General features: G+C 67.4%; 13 protein-coding genes. 7 read left to right on the top strand and 6 right to left on the bottom strand.

The annotated features are described in order from the left end of the window. The first annotated feature begins 230 nt into the window (after nt 1-230). Nucleotides 231-6,179, top strand: coding sequence for an autotransporter domain-containing protein (locus AC6LKD_RS01095; RefSeq protein ID WP_498114786.1), 5,949 nt, complete (start codon nt 231-233; stop codon nt 6,177-6,179). A 70-nt stretch (nt 6,180-6,249) separates the two neighbouring features. Here the strand turns inward: AC6LKD_RS01095 and phnE (AC6LKD_RS01090) are convergent, their stop codons facing one another. From phnE (AC6LKD_RS01090) to AC6LKD_RS01065, 6 genes are all read right to left on the bottom strand, one after another. Continuing rightward, on the bottom strand, nt 6,250-7,074 hold the full coding sequence (gene phnE, locus AC6LKD_RS01090) for a phosphonate ABC transporter, permease protein PhnE (protein WP_498114785.1): 825 nt from the start codon (nt 7,072-7,074) through the stop codon (nt 6,250-6,252). Further along, nucleotides 7,071-7,955, bottom strand: a complete 885-nt coding sequence (gene phnE / locus AC6LKD_RS01085; protein WP_041654340.1) for a phosphonate ABC transporter, permease protein PhnE — start codon at nt 7,953-7,955, stop codon at nt 7,071-7,073. Before phnE (AC6LKD_RS01085) ends, phnE (AC6LKD_RS01090) begins: the two co-directional genes overlap by 4 nt. After that, nucleotides 7,952-8,722, bottom strand: a complete 771-nt coding sequence (gene phnC, locus AC6LKD_RS01080) for a phosphonate ABC transporter ATP-binding protein (RefSeq protein WP_013396168.1) — start codon at nt 8,720-8,722, stop codon at nt 7,952-7,954. The genes phnE (AC6LKD_RS01085) and phnC overlap by 4 nt, the downstream gene beginning before the upstream one ends. 6 nt (nt 8,723-8,728) lie before the next feature. Further along, a complete protein-coding gene (gene phnD / locus AC6LKD_RS01075) occupies nt 8,729-9,727 on the bottom strand; it encodes a phosphate/phosphite/phosphonate ABC transporter substrate-binding protein (RefSeq protein ID WP_013396167.1) in 999 nt (332 codons plus the stop codon). A gap of 161 nt (nt 9,728-9,888) precedes the next feature. Then, a complete protein-coding gene (locus tag AC6LKD_RS01070) occupies nt 9,889-10,707 on the bottom strand; it encodes an IclR family transcriptional regulator (RefSeq protein ID WP_013396166.1) in 819 nt (272 codons plus the stop codon). A gap of 12 nt (nt 10,708-10,719) precedes the next feature. Beyond that, on the bottom strand, nt 10,720-11,535 hold the full coding sequence (locus tag AC6LKD_RS01065) for an HAD-IIB family hydrolase (protein WP_498114784.1): 816 nt from the start codon (nt 11,533-11,535) through the stop codon (nt 10,720-10,722). Nucleotides 11,536-11,686: 151 nt separating this feature from the next. Here AC6LKD_RS01065 and ribBA point away from each other — a divergent pair, with 151 nt between their 5' ends. The 6 genes from ribBA (at nt 11,687) to AC6LKD_RS01035 (ending at nt 16,181) form a co-directional block, all read left to right on the top strand. Beyond that, nucleotides 11,687-12,862, top strand: coding sequence for a bifunctional 3,4-dihydroxy-2-butanone-4-phosphate synthase/GTP cyclohydrolase II (gene ribBA, locus AC6LKD_RS01060; RefSeq protein WP_498114783.1), 1,176 nt, complete (start codon nt 11,687-11,689; stop codon nt 12,860-12,862). Nucleotides 12,863-12,872: 10 nt separating this feature from the next. Beyond that, a complete protein-coding gene (gene ribH, locus AC6LKD_RS01055) occupies nt 12,873-13,403 on the top strand; it encodes a 6,7-dimethyl-8-ribityllumazine synthase (protein WP_006391339.1) in 531 nt (176 codons plus the stop codon). Continuing rightward, the gene (nusB, locus tag AC6LKD_RS01050) at nt 13,372-13,866 is read left to right on the top strand and encodes a transcription antitermination factor NusB (RefSeq protein WP_013396163.1); all 495 of its coding nucleotides are present in this window, start codon (nt 13,372-13,374) and stop codon (nt 13,864-13,866) included. Before ribH ends, nusB begins: the two co-directional genes overlap by 32 nt. A 222-nt stretch (nt 13,867-14,088) precedes the next feature. Beyond that, complete coding sequence (thiL, locus tag AC6LKD_RS01045) at nt 14,089-15,054, top strand: thiamine-phosphate kinase (protein ID WP_498114782.1); 966 nt, start codon at nt 14,089-14,091, stop codon at nt 15,052-15,054. Nucleotides 15,055-15,111: 57 nt separating this feature from the next. Beyond that, nucleotides 15,112-15,618: a phosphatidylglycerophosphatase A family protein gene (locus AC6LKD_RS01040; protein WP_498114804.1), complete on the top strand. Its 507-nt coding sequence runs from the start codon at nt 15,112-15,114 to the stop codon at nt 15,616-15,618. Beyond that, the gene (locus tag AC6LKD_RS01035; RefSeq protein ID WP_498114781.1) at nt 15,615-16,181 is read left to right on the top strand and encodes a CinA family protein; all 567 of its coding nucleotides are present in this window, start codon (nt 15,615-15,617) and stop codon (nt 16,179-16,181) included. Before AC6LKD_RS01040 ends, AC6LKD_RS01035 begins: the two co-directional genes overlap by 4 nt. The last annotated feature ends 19 nt before the right edge of the window (nt 16,182-16,200 follow it).

Below are 16,200 nucleotides of genomic sequence, written 5' to 3'. Positions count from 1 at the left end.
AACAACCGGAGTGCAGGGCGCGGATCCTTGGTCGAGGCAGAGGACTGGTGCAATAGCGACCGTTTGTGCTGGAGCACTCGTGACCCCTGAAATTACCCAGTTTCAGTGATATGCATGGTTACGAATCGCTTTTCTAATTGTAATCGGCGGGTTACGCGGCCCGCGCCATCCGATTCCACACGCGTCCGCCTGGCGTCAGCCCGAGCGGGCCACGATTACAGAAGAGCGCCATGAACCGTACGTATCGCATTGTCTTCAACCGCAGCGTAGGCTTGTGGCAGGTTGTAAGCGAGCACGTGCGAGGGCAAGGCAAGGGTGGCCGCCATGCAAGCAGATCCGTGCGCAGACGCCTGCCCTTGATGGCGATGCTGCTGGCGGCCCTGGGCGCGGCCGGCCAAGCGCAGGCGGGGCCGATGGTCACCCTTACCGGCGATGCTACTTTCGCACCCTACTCAGGTCCAAATATGGTGGCCTTCGCCCCGCTATATGTGGGCATATCCGGTGTAGGAACATTGACCGCCGCCGACGGGGGCCAGATGACGATATCGCCGGGCTACACGGTGATTCTGGCCGACTCGGCCTCGGCTGATGGCACGATCAACATCGGCGCGGCTCCCGGCGCTGCACCCGTGGGCGCTGGCTTCCTGGCGACGTCGCTACTCCAGTTCGGCGCGGGCACGGGCACGCTGAACTTCAACACCAACAACTTCCACGACTTCGCCGCGGCGCTGGTCAGCAGGGATGCAGGCACGCATCAGCTCAATCACTATGCCGGCTCCACGCGGCTGGTCGGTAATAGTTCAGGCTTCGTCGGCAAAACCACCGTCACGGGCGGAAACCTGCAGATCCTCAACATTCTGGGCACCACCGAAGGACGTATCGACGCCGGACAAGCGCCAGGCGCCACGGCCCGGGTCAGCGTGTTCAGCCCGGGCTCGACCTGGGCGCTGACGGACAACCTTTTCGTCGGCGGCGCCGGGCCCGGAGAGCTGAGCATCTTCAGTAGCGGCACGGTCTCGAACCAGTTTGCAACGGTGGATGCTCAGCAGAACGACGCGGCGAAAGTGACGGTTTCCGGTGTCGGGTCGCTTTGGAGCAATCGCGCGGTGCTGCTGGTTGGCTCCGAAGGCGGGCGGGGCAGCGTGTCGGTCCTGGCGGGAGGATATGCGACCAGCGTCGATGGCGTTGTCGGGCGCACCCAGAACGGCAGCGGCGCCTTTCTGGTGTCGGGGGGCGGCTCCGCCTGGACCAATGGCGGCGAGCTCAGGGTGGGCGATGTCAACGGACAGGGCACGTTGACCATCGAATCGGGGGGCTTTGTCTCGAACAAAGACAGCTATGTGGGCAGCATGGGCGGCAGCGGCAACGTCGTTGTCCGCGGCATCGGCTCCACCTGGGACAACAGCGGCGCGATGACCCTGGGGTTCGGCATAGGAACGGGGGCGGGCAGCCTGACGATCGCGCAAGGCGGCACAGTGAGCGTCGGCGTGAACGGTGGAGGGGCCATTTCCCTGGCGCAGGACCGGTTTTTTATCTTTCCCACCTCCGGCACGATCAATATCGGCGCGGCGGCGGGGCAGCCGGCCGTAGGCGCCGGCACGCTCAATGCCAGCGCGATCCAGTTCGGCGCCGGCATTGCGACCGTGAACTTCAACCATACCGAGCCTGCCTACACGTTTTCGACGCCGCTGTTGAGTACAGGCGCCGGCTCACATAGTCTGAACCAGATAGCCGGTACCACGTTGTTGACCGGCGCCAATGGCTCATTCCGCGGCAGGACCACGGTGTCCGGCGGCAAGCTGGTGGTGCTGGGCCAATTGGGAGGTTCGGCCGCCGTCACGGGCGGGGTCTTGCAGTACGGCAATGGCGTCACGGGCGCGGCCAACTCCCTGAGCGACAACCTGAAGGTCTCCGGCGCCGGCAGCACGCTGGCGGTGCAGCGGGGCGCCTCGCTGGCGGTCGCGGGCGATGTGGAAATGGCCGACGGCACCGTGCTGGACTTGATGGCCGGCACGGGCAGTCCACTATTGCAGGCAAACAAGGTCACGCTGGGCGATGGCGTGGTGTTCAGGCTGAGCGGCATCGCCGACAAGAGCGCGCTCGATACCGTGTTGATCCACGCGCCCACGGGCGGCATCGACGGTGACTTCAGCGCCGTCAGCGTGGGCGGCTTCACCGGAGAGGTCGACTATCTCACCGTCAACACGCACAAGTCCGCCGACAACACGCAGTACCTCGCCACCTACGGCCTGAGCTGGACCGCCAGCAACAATCTGGCCCATGGCACTTTCACGCTGACGGATGCGTCGAACAGCTTCACGCTGGGGTTGCCACTTTCCGACCAGGCCGCCAATGTCGCCGCCGGTTGGGACGGCAAGACCCTGACCAAGGCTGGCGCAGGCACGCTGGTGCTGCAGGGCGCCAACACTTACAGCGGCGGCACGGCCATCCTGGGCGGCACGTTGCAGGTCGATCGCGATGCCAACCTGGGCGCCGCCGCCGGGGGGCTGCGCTTTGGCGAAGGCACGCTGGTGACCACCGCCAGCTTCGATATGGCACGCGCCGTTACGCTGGGACAGACGGGGCGCTTTGACGTGGCCGCGAACACCACGCTGGGACTGACGGGCGCGGTGTCGGGTGCTGGAGCCTTGGTCAAGAACGGCGCCGGCACGATGGTGTTGAGCGGCAGTAATAGTTACGGCGGCGGCACGACGATCGCCAGCGGCACGCTGCAGATAGACCAGGATGCCAATCTGGGCGCGGCTACCGGCGGCCTGGCCTTCGGCGACGGCGCGCTCGCCGCTACGGCCTCGTTCGACACCGCGCGTACCGTGTCGCTGGCGCAGTCGGGAAGATTCGACGTGGCCGCTGGCGCCACGCTGGGCCTGACCGGCACGGTGTCGGGAGCGGGCGCGCTGGCCAAGAGCGGCGATGGCACGCTGGTTCTGAGCGGCAGCAACAGCTATGGCGGCGGCACGCTGATTTCAGGAGGCCGGTTGCAGGTATCGAGCGATGCGAATCTGGGAGCCGCGTCCGGCGGTCTGAGTTTCGACGGCGGCACCTTGGCGACCATGGGCAGCTTCGATACCGCGCGGGCGGTCGAACTGACGAAGGTAAACAGTTTTGACGTGGCTGCCGGCACGACATTGGGCTTGGGCGGCGCCATAACGGGCAGTGGAGACCTGTTCCTGTCCGGCGCGGGCACGCTGCGCCTGGACAATGGGGCCAACGCCTACGGCAATACCTGGGTGCGGGCCGGCACACTGATCGGCCATGCCGGTTCGATCTCGGGCAATGTCGACATCAACAACAGCGGCAGGCTGCTGTTCGAGCAGGCCGCCGATGCGCGCTTTGCCGGCGCCATCTCCGGCAACGGCGCGCTCGTCAAGAACGGCGCGGGCACGCTGAGCCTGGACGGCAGCAATTCCTACTTCGGCAAGACAACCGTGTCTGGCGGCCGGCTGGTGGTGCAGGGCGTCCTGGGGGGATCGGCCGAGGTCACGGGCGGCGTCTTGCAGTATGGCGATGGCGTAGCGGGCGCGGCCAACAGCCTGACGGGCAACTTGAACGTTGGCGCTGCGGGCAGCGCCCTGTCGGTTCAGGGGCCGGCGACGCTGGCGGTGGCGGGCGATGTCAATCTGGCGGATGGCACCCTTCTGGACATTGCAGCCGGCGCGGGCGGCCCGTCCTTGCAGGCGGGCGGGCTGACGCTGGGCGAGGGCGTCGCCTTCGCCCTCAGCGGCATAGGCAGCGCCAGCCAGCTCGACAAGGTGCTGATCTCTACTCGCGACGGCATCCGCGGCGACTTCGGGTCGGTGAGCGTGGGCGGCTTCAACGGCACGGTGGACTACCTCACGGTCAACACGCGCAAGTCGGCCGATGGCCTGCAATATCTCGCCAGCTACGACCTGAGCTGGACCGCGGGCAACAATCTGGCGCATGGCACGTTCACGCTGAGCGATGCCGCCAACCGGTTCGTGGTCGGCGCGGATCTGGCGGACCAGGCGCCCAACGTTGCGACGGGCTGGGACGGACGGTCGCTGCTCAAGGCAGGCGCGGGCACGCTGATCCTGAGCGGCAACAACACCTACAGCGGCGGCACCACGATAGCCGGCGGCACGTTGCAGGTCGCCAGCGATGCGAACCTGGGGGCGGCTGCTGGCGGCGTGGCATTCACTGGCGGCACGCTGGCGGCTTCGGCCTCCTTCGATACCGCGCGCGCCATGGCGCTGACGCAGGCCGGACGCTTCGACGTGGCAGGCGGGGCGACGTTGGGGCTGGTCGGCGCAGTCTCGGGCAATGCCGATCTGATCAAGACCGGAGCCGGCACGCTGCGGTTGGACAACGCGGGCAACGCCTACGGCAACACCCGGATCCAGGAAGGCACGCTGATCGGCAATGCCGGCTCGATCCGGGGCAGCGTCGACAACAATGGCACGCTGGTGTTTGAGCAGAACGCCAACACCACCTTCGGCGGCGCCATTTCCGGCAGCGGCGCCCTGGTCAAGAGCGGCGCCGGCACGCTGGGCCTGACTGGCGACAGTTCCGGCTTCACCGGCAGCACCACGGTCCAGGGCGGCCGGCTGGTCCTGAATGGCAAGCTGGGCGGCGCACTCAACATCGGCGCGGGCGGCGTGCTCGGCGGTGTGGGGACCGTGGGCTCGGGAATCGGCTCGGCAGTGACCGTGGCGGCCGGCGGCACGCTGGCGCCGGGCAATTCCATCGGCACGCTGACCGTCGATGGCGACCTCGTCATCGAGAACGGCGCGCGATACGCCGTGGAAACCAATCCGCAGGGCGCCGACGCCGATCTCGTCCACGTTACTGGCAACGCTACGCTCAATGGCGGTTCCGTGGCCCATGTGGGCCTCAGCGGCGGCTATGGCTTGCGTTCGGTCTACACGATACTGGCGGCGGACGGGACCTTGTCCGGCCAGTTCGATACGGTGACGTCGGACTACGCGTTCCTGACGCCGCGCCTGGGCTATGACTATGGCGCGGGCCGCGTGTCACTTGAGTTGACGCGCAATGCCACGGCCATGGCCTCGGCCGCCGCGACGCGCAACCAGCGCGCGGCGGCCGTCGCCATCGACAGTATCGGCATGGCGGCAGGCAACGAGCTCTACGATGCGATGGCGGTGATGCCGGATGACAAGGGCCTGTTGCGCACCAGCTTCGACCAGTTGTCCGGCGAGATCCATGCATCGGCCAAGACCGTGCTGCTCGAGGACAGCCGTTATGTGCGCGACGCCGCCAGCGAGCGTTTGCGCTCGGCCGTTGGCGCGGTTGGGGCATCGTCGGCGCCGGTCCTGGCGTCCGCCGGAGACGGCGCCAGGCTGGCCGCGGCGACCGCAATGGGCCCCGCCAGCTGGATTCAGGGCCTGGGATCCTGGCGTCAGATCGACGGCGACGGCAATGCCGCCCAGGTCAAGAGTTCGACCGGCGGCTTCCTGCTGGGGGTAGATGCCCCGGTGTCCGACGTTTGGCGCCTGGGCTTGATGGCGGGCTACAGCCGCACGGATTTCGACGTGCGGGACCGCTCTTCCTCCGGCGATAGCGATAACTACCACTTGGGCGCCTACGGCGGCGGCCAGTGGGGCGCGCTGGGCCTGCGTGGCGGCCTGAGCTATAGCTGGCACGACATCGCCACGCGACGCTCGGTCTCCATGCCCGGCTATTCAGACCGGCTCAAGGCCAGCTACGACGGGCGTACCGCCCAGGTGTTCGCGGACCTCAGCTATCGCATAGACACTGGCGTTGCCGCGTTCGAGCCTTTCGCCAATGTGGCCTATGTCAATCTCAAGACCGACGGCTATACCGAGAGCGGCGGCGCGGCGGCGCTGCGCGCGAACAGCCAGACCACCGAGACCACGTACACGACACTGGGTTCGCGGGTCATGTCCAGTTTCGAACTGGGCAGCGCGCAAGCCACGGCCCGGGGATCGCTGGGCTGGCGCTACGCCTTCGGCGACTTGAAGCCCACAGCCACCCAGGCATTCTCCGCTGGCGATGCATTTACCGTGGCCGGCGTACCCATCGCGAAGAACAGCGCGGTGCTGGAAGCGGGGCTGGATGTGCAGGTGTCGCGCAAGGTGTCGTTCGATCTGTCATACCAAGGGCAGCTCGCAAGCGGGGCGCAGGACCACGGTGTCAGGGCCGGGGTAAGCGTGCGGTTCTGATTCGCCGGCGCAAAAAAAACCGCCCGTTTCCGGGCGGGGCAAAGGAACGCTGTAGAAATCCGCGGACGCGTCAGAGGATGCGTTTGCGGACTTGGGTAATGATGATCTCGGCCACCACGACCACGGCGAAGATGGCGGCCAGCACCAGCGCCACGCGGTCCCACTGGAACAGGTTCAGCGCCGTGTCCAGCGCCATGCCGATGCCGCCGGCGCCCACCAGGCCCAGCACGGCCGATTCGCGCACGTTGATGTCCCAGCGCAGCAGCACGATGGACCAGAAGGCGGGGCGGATCTGCGGCCAGTAGGCGTACCAGATCACGGATGCCTTGCTGGCGCCGGTGGCGGTGACGGCCTCGATCGGGCCGCGCTGCGCTTCCTCGATGGCTTCGCCCACCAGCTTGCCGACGAAACCGATGGAGCGGAAGGCGATGGCCAGCGTGCCGGCCAGGGCGCCCGGCCCGAAGATGGCGATGAACAGCAGCGCCCACACCAGCGAGTTGACCGAGCGGCTGGATACCAGGATCAGCCTGGCCAGCATGTTGACGGTCTTGCTGGGCGTGAGGTTGTTGGCCGCCAGCAGGCCTACCGGCACCGCCATCACCACGGACAGGATGGTGCCCAGCGTGGCGATGTGCAGCGTCTCGATCAGCGCGCCATGCACGCCTTCCGGGTAGTAGGCCCAGTCTATCGGCCACATGCGCCGGAACAGATCGGCCATCTGCTCGGGCGCGTCGTACAGGAACTCCGGAATGACCTCGACGCCGCGGATCGCCTGCACGATGGCCGCGACCACCAGCAGGTAGAGCGCGAAGCGCAACAGGCGCTGGCCCATGCTGTAGCGTTGCCAGACGCGCGGCGAGCCTGCCGGATTCAAGGTGGAGGCATGGACGTTCATTCGTCCACCTCCGCCCGGCGCTTGACTGGCGTGGCGCTGCTGCCGATGCCGCGCGCGCCGGCAAAGCGGCCTTGCAGGATGCGGTCAAAGCCCAGGTTGTCCAGGAACACGGCGCGCACGAAGCCGGCCAGGATTTCGCCCAGCATGATGATGGCGATCAGGGTCAGCAGGATGGCGCTGACGAAGTCGTAGTCGAAGCGCTGGAACGCCGAGAACAGCGTGCCGCCCACGCCGCCCGCACCCACGATCCCCACCATGGTGGAGTTGCGCAGGTTGGAGTCGAACTGGTAAGTCGCAAAGCCGATGAAGCGGGCGAACACCTGCGGCAGCACGCCAAAGATGATCACGTTGGCGAACGACGCGCCCGTGGCGCGCACCGCTTCTACCTGCTTGAGCGAAATTTCCTCGATGGCTTCGGTGAACAGCTTGCCGATGAAGCCGACCGACGCGACCGTCAGCGCCAGGATGCCGGCCAGCGCGCCGAAGCCCACGGCCTTGACGAACAGGATGGCGACGATGACGGGGTGCAGCGCGCGGCACAGCGCCACGATGGCGCGGGCGGGCCACGATACCCAGGTCGGCATCATGTTGCGCGCGCCCAGCAGGCCGATGGGCAGGGCGATGAGGATGCCCAGCACCGAGGCCAGCACGGCGATTTCCAGGCTCTCCGCGATGCCCTTCCACAAGGTGGCGGGCTTTTCGAAGTTGGGCGGGAACATGCGCGCCAGGAACGTGGACGCGTGGCCCATGCCGGTTTCAAAGCGCGCCCAGCTGAAGTCCAGCTGCGCGCCGGCATACAGCGTATAGGCCAGCAGCAACAGCACGCCGGCCTTGGCGCGCCCGGACATGGCGAAGGGGCGGGCGCCTTGGGGGGGGATCATTCCAGCCAAGACTCGCCTCCGTAGATGGTCTTGAGCATGGCGGCGTCCAGCCCCTGGCCGTCGCCGTCATAGACCACGTGTCCACCGGACATGCCGACGATGCGGGTAGCGTAGCGGCGCGCCAGTTCGACGTCGTGGATGTTGACGATGACTGGGATGCCCGTGGCGCTGCCCTGCTCGGACAGCAATTCCATGATCTCGACGGAGGTCTTGGGATCGAGCGAGGAGGTGGGCTCGTCGGCCAGCAGCAACTGCGGGCGCTGCATCAGCGCGCGGGCAATGCCCACGCGCTGGCGCTGGCCGCCCGACAGCGCGTCGGCGCGCTGATCGGCGAAACCTGCCAGGCCCACGGTGTCCAGCAGCTTGTAGGCATGCTGGATGTCCTCGGGCTCGAAGCGGCGCATCCACGCCTTCACGGCGGAGGTGTAGCCCAGCCGTCCGGTCAGCAGGTTTTCCATGACCGTCAGGCGTTCGACCAGGTTGTATTCCTGGAACACCATGCCGATGCGGCGGCGCGCGCGGCGCAGCGACGCGCCACGCACGCGGGCCAGGTCCACGGATCCATCCTGCGACTGCAGCACGATCTCGCCTTTGGTGGGTTCGATCAGCCGGTTGATGCAACGCAGTAGCGTGCTCTTGCCGGTGCCTGAGGGGCCGATGATGGCGGTCAGCCCCTGTCCCGCGATCTGCAGGTCGATGCCGTTGAGTACCGGCCGGCCGGCCCGGTATTCCTTCACCAGGCCGGAAATGCGTAGCGACGTCGTCATACGGAATTACTTCTTGCTCTTGGCGGATTCGCGGTCGTAGGCGGCGCGGTTGAAGCTTTCGCCGCCGGATTCGGCGACCTGGCGCACGATGGCCCAGTCCTTCTCGTAGGTCACCGGATAGAAGCGGTCGGCGCCGTCGAAGGCCTTCGACATTTCCGCCGGGAAGCGGTAGTCGTAGAAGCACTTGAGCATCTGGTCGCGGAACTTCGGTTCCAGGTCATGCGCGTAGGCGAACGACGAGGTCGGGAACTTCTCGCTCTTGTAGATCACGCGGAAATCGGCTTCCTTGACCTGGCCGCGTTCGACCATGCGCTTGAACACGTCCGAGGCCACGGCGGCGGCGTCGTAGTCGCCGGAGTTCACGCCCATGACGGACTGGTCGTGCTTGCCGGAGAAGATGACCTTGTAGTCCTTGTCGGGGGTCAAGCCTTCCTTGGGGAACAGCGCCACGGGCGCCATGTGGCCCGAGTTCGACGAAGGCGCGGTGTGCGCCAGCTTCTTGCCCTTCAGGTCGGTCAGCTTCTGGTACGGGCTGTCCTTCTTGACGATGACGATCAGGTTGTAGCCCTGGAAGCCGTCGGCGTAGCCCTTGACCGCGAACGGCACGGCGCCCGCGATGTTCACGGCGAAGGCAGTGGGGCCGGTCGAGAAGCCGCCCACGTGCAGGCGGCCCGAGCGCATGGCCTCGATTTCCGCGGCGTTGCTTTGCACCTGATAGAACACCACGCGCTTGCCCGTGCATTCGGACAGGTGCTTGGTGAAGGGCTTGAAGATGTCTTCGTAGACCGCCGGGTCTTCCACCGGGGTGTAGGTGAACACCAGGGTGGACGGCGTCTTCAGCTTGGCCGGATCGGTGGGTGTGTCGGCCACCAGGTCCTTGTTGGCGTCGCAGTACATCTGGTCCAGGTCGCCGCGGTTGGAGCAGGCGTCGGCGGCTTGCGCGGCGGACGCACCCAGGGCGAAGGCGGCCAACGTGGCCGCCTGAAGCAGGCGCAGAGCTTGCATCTTGTGTCTCCTCTTTCTTTGTTTGTGTGACGTGTCACTTAATTCAACCTGAATTCAAACATGGAAGAGGAGGGGACGCACTCGGGAAAGTCCCTGTGTTTCTTTTCGGCTTTTGTTCGTTTTTTTCGATTTATGTTCGTTTTTGCGCGAATTTCAACCTATCAGCTGCGGTAGCCGAGCTTGCGCGAGATTTCCTGCGCGCAAGCCAGCAGCGGCCGGGCGATGGCGCCGTCCCAGGCCACGTCGAACAGTCCGGTGGGGCCCAGGCTGGTCAGGGCCAGGACGATATTGCCGGTGTTGTCGAACACCGGCACCGATAGCGCGTCCACGCCCGGCAGCGGGTTGCCCAGCGCGCGCGCCATGCCGTGCACGCGGATGTCGGCCAGCTGCGCCTCGATGTTGGCGCGGGAGGCCTTGCGCGGGGGCGGCGTGCTGGCGATGACGGCGGTGTCGCCTTCCTCGCGCGCGATGTAGTGCTCGCTGACCTTGGGCGGCAGCCAGGCCGCGAACACCAGGCCGGTGGCCGTGTGCAGCATGGACATCACCGTGCCCTTGCGCATGTTCACGTGGACCGGGTAGCTGGCTTCGGTCATGTGGATCATGGTGGGGCCGTGCGAACCGAGCACGGCGATGCCCAGGGTATGGCCGATTTCCGATTGCAGCTTGGCGATTTCCGGCATGGCGACGCGCACGGGGTCCAGGCGTTGCAGGCTCACCAGCCCCATCTGCAGGGCGAAGGGGCCCAGCTCGTACTGGCCGGTGATGGCGTCCTGCTGCACCAGGCCGACGCGGATGAAACTGACCAGGTAAGGGTGCGCCTTGGCCGAGGTCATGCCGGCGCCCGCGGCCAGGTCGCGCAGGGTCAGGGGCTTGCCGGCGTCGACCAGGGCGGCCAGCAGCGGCACGCCCACCTCGATCGACTGGATGCTGCGGCGGCCGTCGTTGGCGGCCGGGGAGGAAGCGGAAGGGGATGTCGCCACGGTGTGCGGACCTCAGGCCGGCTGTGCTGGGGTGGACCGCGCGGCGAGCAGCCGGTCGGCCATTTCGACGAAGCCCGCGCCGCCGTGGAAGGCGGCGACGAAGGCGGGGCGGTGCGTCAGGCGGTGCAGCTGGGCCTGGATATTGGCCACGCCGACCGAAATCGGGAAGTAAGCGAACATGGGCTCGTCGTTGGGCGAGTCGCCGATGAACAGAGTGCTGTCCAGGGCGTTGGCCACGTCCGTGCCGAACTCGCGCTGGAACATGGTGCGCGTCATGGTGAGCTTGTCGTAGTCGCCGAACCAGCCATTGACATGGATGGAGCTGACCTTGGCCTGGGCGCCGGCTTGCTCGAAGATCTGGACGATGCGGCTGATGGCGGCATCGGGCAGGGCCGGCACGTCCTCGCAGAAATCGATGGCCAGGTCGGCCACGCGGTAATCCTGGTCGCTGGCCACGGCGGCGCCGGGCACTTCGGCCAGGACGCGGTCGCGGATGGCGTCCAGCTTGCGGCGGCTGGCCTGGCGCGAGGCGGCGTCGGTCCAGTAGTGGGTGGTCATGCGTCGGGCCTGGCGGTCATAGGCGTAGTAGAACGCGCCGTTCTCGCCGACCACGGCGCGCACCGGCCACATGCGGGCGATATGGTCGCACCAGCCGGCCGGGCGGCCGGTGATGGGCACGACCTGGATGCCGGCCTGCTCCAGGCGCTCCAGCGCCAAGTAGGCGTCCGCCGGCAGGCGGCCCTCGGTGGTCAGGGTGTCGTCGATGTCGGTCAGCACGACGCGGACGGCCGCCGCGACGGTCAAAGGCATGGCCGCAAGGGCTTGCATGTGGGGTTTCCTTGGCTCGGTTTTTAAGGGGTGGTCTCCGGGCGAAAGTTTACCGGAGGCCCCCGCCGGGCGGGGCCTGCAGGGTCGGATAGGGGTTCCGCCTCCAGGGGCGGTAAAATCCGGGCTTTCCCGCCTGGTTTACGTGCCCGCCATGTCCGTCCAGTTGTCCCCTTTGCCCGGCTCCGAGCCGGAATCCTTCGGTATCGCTTCGGTTGCCGAAATCATCGCCGAGCTGCGCGCCGGCCGCATCGTCATCCTGGTTGACGAGGAAGACCGTGAAAACGAGGGCGACCTGGTCATGGCCGCCGAATTCGTCACGCCCGAAGCCATCAACTTCATGGTGACCCATGGCCGCGGCCTGGTTTGCCTGACCCTGACCGAAGAGCGCTGCCGCCAGCTGGACCTGCCCCTGATGGCGGCCCGCAACGGCACGCGCTACGGCACCAACTTCACCCAGTCCATCGAGGCCGCCGAAGGCGTCGAGACCGGCATTTCGGCCGCCGACCGCGCCCGCACCATCCAGGTGGCGGTGGCGCGCGACGCCAAGCCCGCGGACCTGGTCCAGCCCGGCCACATCTTCCCGGTGCGGGCGGTGCCCGGCGGCGTGCTGGTGCGCGCCGGCCACACCGAGGCGGGCTGCGACCTGACCGCCATGGCCGGCCTGACGCCCGCCGCCGTGATCTGTGAAATCCTCAAGCCCGACGGCACCATGGCCCGCCTGCCGGACCTGGTGCAGTTCGCCCGCGAGCACGGCCTGAAGATCGGCACCATCGCCGACCTGATCCAGTACCGCAGCGAACACGAATCCATCGTCAAGCGCGTGGGCAAGCGCACCATGCAGACGGCCTGGGGCGAGTTCGAGGCCGTGGCCTACGAAGACGCCGCCACCGGCTCCGCCCATTTGGCGCTGGTGCATGGTAACGTGACTCCCGATGCCGAAACGCTGGTGCGCGTGCACGAACCGGCCTCCGTGCTGGACGTGCTGGACACCGGCGCCAGCCCGCACAGCTGGGGCGTGGCGCAGGCCCTGCAAGCGATTGCGGCTGCGCCTGCCGGGGTGCTGGTGCTGATGAATTGCCAATCGTCCACGGAGCACCTGTTCGGCCAGATTGCCGGCTGGAATGACCCGAAGGCCCAGGCCAACCCGGCTAACGCCGACCGTTACGGCCTGCGTACCTACGGGATAGGCGCCCAGATTCTGCGTGACCTGAACGTGGGCCAGATGAAGCTGCTGGCCCGGCCGCGCAAGATGCCCAGCATGGCGGGCTTCTCGCTCACCATTACGGGTTACGATTGCGACCCTCCGAATACTCCCGCAACACACTGAAGGCCGACATATGAACCCTTACATCCTTACCCCCGACCTGAACGGCGAAGGGCTGCACATCGGCATCGTACGCGCCCGCTTCAACGAGGAAATCGGCCAGGCCGAACTCGAAGCGTGCCTGAAGGAACTGGCCGAACTGGGCGTGGACGAGCGCGACGTGATGGTCGCCACCGTTCCGGGCGCCCTGGAACTGGGCGTGGCCCTGTCCCACATGGCTGAAACGTTTGAATTCGACGCCCTGATCGCGCTGGGCGCGGTCATCCGCGGCGAGACCTATCACTTTGAAGTGGTCAGCAATGAAATGGCCACTGCAATCACCCGTATTTCCCTGGAAACCGGCATCCCCGTCGCCAATGGCGTGCTGACCGTCGACACCGACGAGCAGGCGCAGGCGCGCGCCGCCGGCAAGGGCCGCGATTGCGCCCAGGTGGCCGTTGAAATGGCCAACCTGGTGGCGGCCCTGGAGCCCGAGGAAGAAGACGAAGACGACGAAGACGAGGACGAAGATTTTGACGACGAAGAAGACGACGACCAGCGCTGATAGCGCGGCGCAAGCCCGCGCCAACGCGCGCAGCGCGCGCCGCCGCGCCCGCGAGTTCGCCCTGCAGGGCGTGTACGCGTGGCTGCTGCGCGGCGGCGAAGGCACGCAGGACGCCGGCGAGATCGACGCCCATCTGCGCGACACCGAGGACTTTTCCGAGGCCGACGCGCAGTGGTTCAAGACCTTGCTGCATGGCGTGCTGCGCGAAGCGCCTGCGTTGCGTCAGCGTTTCACGCCCTATGTCGACCGTCCGCTGGCCGAACTGTCGCCAGTCGAGCATGGCATCCTGCTGATCGGCAGCTTCGAACTGATCCATCACGTCGAAGTGCCGTACAAGGTCGCCATCAATGAAGCCGTCGAACTGGCCAAGTCGTTCGGCGGCACCGACGGCTTCAAGTTCGTCAACGGCGTGCTCGACAAGCTGGCGGCCGACGTGCGCGCGAACGAAGTCAACAAGAGGTAGTCTTCCCCCCCCGAAGCGCTGCGCGCTTCCCCCCCAGGGGGGCGCCGCTGCGGACCGGCGGAGCCGGATCCGCGCGGCCCGGATTGGGGGAGCACCTGTTTCTTGCGACTGGTGTCGCGGGTGGCCCCTCTGGTTGTGCGGGGGCGCGCCGCATGATTTGTGGGGGCGGCAAGCCCCCGTGGGTTTCAATGCCGGCCAGCTGCGCCGGACTGCGGAGTTGCCTTGGCGTCCGAATTTGATTTGATCGCGCGCTATTTCACCCGCGCGGCCCCTGCCGGCCTGCTGGGCGTGGGCGATGATTGCGCCCTGTTCCCCGTCCCGCCCGGCGAGCAGGTGGCTACCAGCACGGACCTGCTGCTGGAAGGCCGCCATTTCTTTCCTGATGTCGATCCGAAGTCGCTGGGACACAAGGCCCTGGCGGTGAACTTGTCCGACCTGGCCGCCATGGGCGCCCGTCCCATCGGCTGCGTGCTGGGCCTGGCCTTGCCGCGGCTGGACGAGCCCTGGCTGGCGGCGTTCGCCGAAGGCTTCCATGCGTTGGCCGGCGCTCACGACTGCCCGCTGATCGGCGGCGACACCACCCGCAGCGCGCATGACCTTGCCATCAGCGTCACCGTGTTCGGCGCAGTACCCGCCGGGCAGGCCCTGCGCCGCGACGGCGCGCGCGCTGGGGACGACATCTGGGTATCGGGCGAACTGGGGGCGGCTGACGTCGCCTACCGCCTGCTGGACGGGCAGTACCCCGCCAACCCCGCGCTGCTCGCGGCGACCCGTGGCGCCCTCGAATGGCCGCAGCCCCAGGTGACGCTGGGCATGGCGCTACGCGGCGTCGCCCATGCCGCCATTGACCTCTCCGACGGCCTGCTGCAGGACCTGGGCCACATCCTGGCCGCCAGCCGCGTGGGCGCCACGCTGCATTACGCGCAGATGCCCGTGGCAGCCGCCCTGGCGTCCCTGGAAGATGCGCCGCTGCGCCGCGCGGTGCTGGGCGGTGGCGACGTCTACCAGCTATGCTTCACCGCGCCCGTCTCCCGGCGCGAGGCCGTGCTGGCCGCGGCGGCGTCGGCCGGCGCGCGCGTCACCCGCGTGGGGCAGACCCAGGCGCAGCCCGGCCTGTCCGTGCTGGACAGCCAGGGCCAGCCCCTGGCCGAGTTGCCGGCGGGTTTCGATCACTTTCCCGCGGCTTGATCCGCCGCGTTCCAACCCTCACCCCCCATGTCCGCGACCGACAATCGTCCCACCTCCATGCGCGACCGCGCCCGGACCGCATATCCACCGTTGTCCTGGGTCTGCCGGGATCCGGGGAGGCTCATTGCCTTCGGCTTCGGCAGCGGCCTGATCCGGCCGGCCTCGGGCACCTGGGGCACGCTGCTGGCCTGGACGATCTGGGTCGCCGCCGCGCCCGCCGCATCGGACCTGGCAATCGGCGTGTTCCTGGCGCTGGCTTTTTTGTACGGATGCTGGGCCTGCCATCGCGTCGGCCGTGAACTCCAGCAGTCGGATCATGTCGGAATGGTCTGGGACGAGATGGTGGCGTTCTGGCTGGTGCTCTGGCTGACGCCAGCGGGCTGGTTGTCGCAGGCGCTGGCGTTCGTGCTGTTCCGCACGTTCGACATCGTCAAGCCGCCTCCCATCAAGTTCTTCGACGCCCACATCAAGGGCGGTTTCGGCGTGATGTGGGACGATATCGTGGCGGCCGCATACGCCTTGCTGGTCATGGCGCTGGTCGTGCGCACTGGAGTCTTGGGATGAGCGGACAACAAGAAGGCAGCCGGCCGAATCTGTCGGCCGGGCAACTGGCGCAGGCCACGTCGCTGGCGCTGGCCGAAAGGCTGGGCGAAACGCTGCGGCGCAAGGGTTGGATGCTGGGCACGGCCGAATCCTGCACCGGCGGCCTGCTGGCCGGCGCGATGACCGCGGTGGCGGGTTCCAGCGACTGGTTCGAGCGCGGCTTCGTCACCTACAGCAACGAAGCCAAGGTCTCCGAGCTGGACGTGTCGCCCGACGCCTTGCACCACTTCGGCGCCGTCAGCGAACCGGTGGCGCTGGAGATGGCCAATGGCGTGCTGTTGGCGTCCCCCGCTGCGCATGTGGCGGTATCGACGACCGGCATTGCCGGTCCTGGCGGGGCCACACCCGGCAAGCCGGTGGGCATGGTGTGCTTCGGTTTCGCGCTGCGTGCGGGCGAGGGCATCAGCAGCCGCGCCGTCACCCACGTGTTCCCGGGCGACCGTGCGCAAGTGCGCCAGGCAGCGGTGGATTATGCGCTGCGTGGCCTGCTGGAGTTGTTGGGAGCGCCGGTCAACCGGCGCTGAAGCAAGGATTTCCGCGGCA

This window comes from Achromobacter sp. D7-1 (assembly GCF_059760445.1).
Note: the sequence above shows the minus strand (reverse complement) of the source record. Positions and strands in the feature narration are given on the sequence as shown.

Excerpts from the sequence above, each read along its gene's own strand:
- AC6LKD_RS01095 (WP_498114786.1), top strand. The coding sequence starts at position 231 with ATGAACCGTACGTATCGCATTGTCTTCAACCGCAGCGTAGGCTTGTGG.
- phnE (WP_498114785.1), bottom strand. The coding sequence starts at position 7,074 with ATGAACGTCCATGCCTCCACCTTGAATCCGGCAGGCTCGCCGCGCGTC.
- phnE (WP_041654340.1), bottom strand. The coding sequence starts at position 7,955 with ATGATCCCCCCCCAAGGCGCCCGCCCCTTCGCCATGTCCGGGCGCGCC.
- phnC (WP_013396168.1), bottom strand. The coding sequence starts at position 8,722 with ATGACGACGTCGCTACGCATTTCCGGCCTGGTGAAGGAATACCGGGCC.
- phnD (WP_013396167.1), bottom strand. The coding sequence starts at position 9,727 with ATGCAAGCTCTGCGCCTGCTTCAGGCGGCCACGTTGGCCGCCTTCGCC.
- AC6LKD_RS01065 (WP_498114784.1), bottom strand. The coding sequence starts at position 11,535 with ATGCAAGCCCTTGCGGCCATGCCTTTGACCGTCGCGGCGGCCGTCCGC.
- ribBA (WP_498114783.1), top strand. The coding sequence starts at position 11,687 with ATGTCCGTCCAGTTGTCCCCTTTGCCCGGCTCCGAGCCGGAATCCTTC.
- ribH (WP_006391339.1), top strand. The coding sequence starts at position 12,873 with ATGAACCCTTACATCCTTACCCCCGACCTGAACGGCGAAGGGCTGCAC.
- AC6LKD_RS01040 (WP_498114804.1), top strand. The coding sequence starts at position 15,112 with ATGCGCGACCGCGCCCGGACCGCATATCCACCGTTGTCCTGGGTCTGC.
- AC6LKD_RS01035 (WP_498114781.1), top strand. The coding sequence starts at position 15,615 with ATGAGCGGACAACAAGAAGGCAGCCGGCCGAATCTGTCGGCCGGGCAA.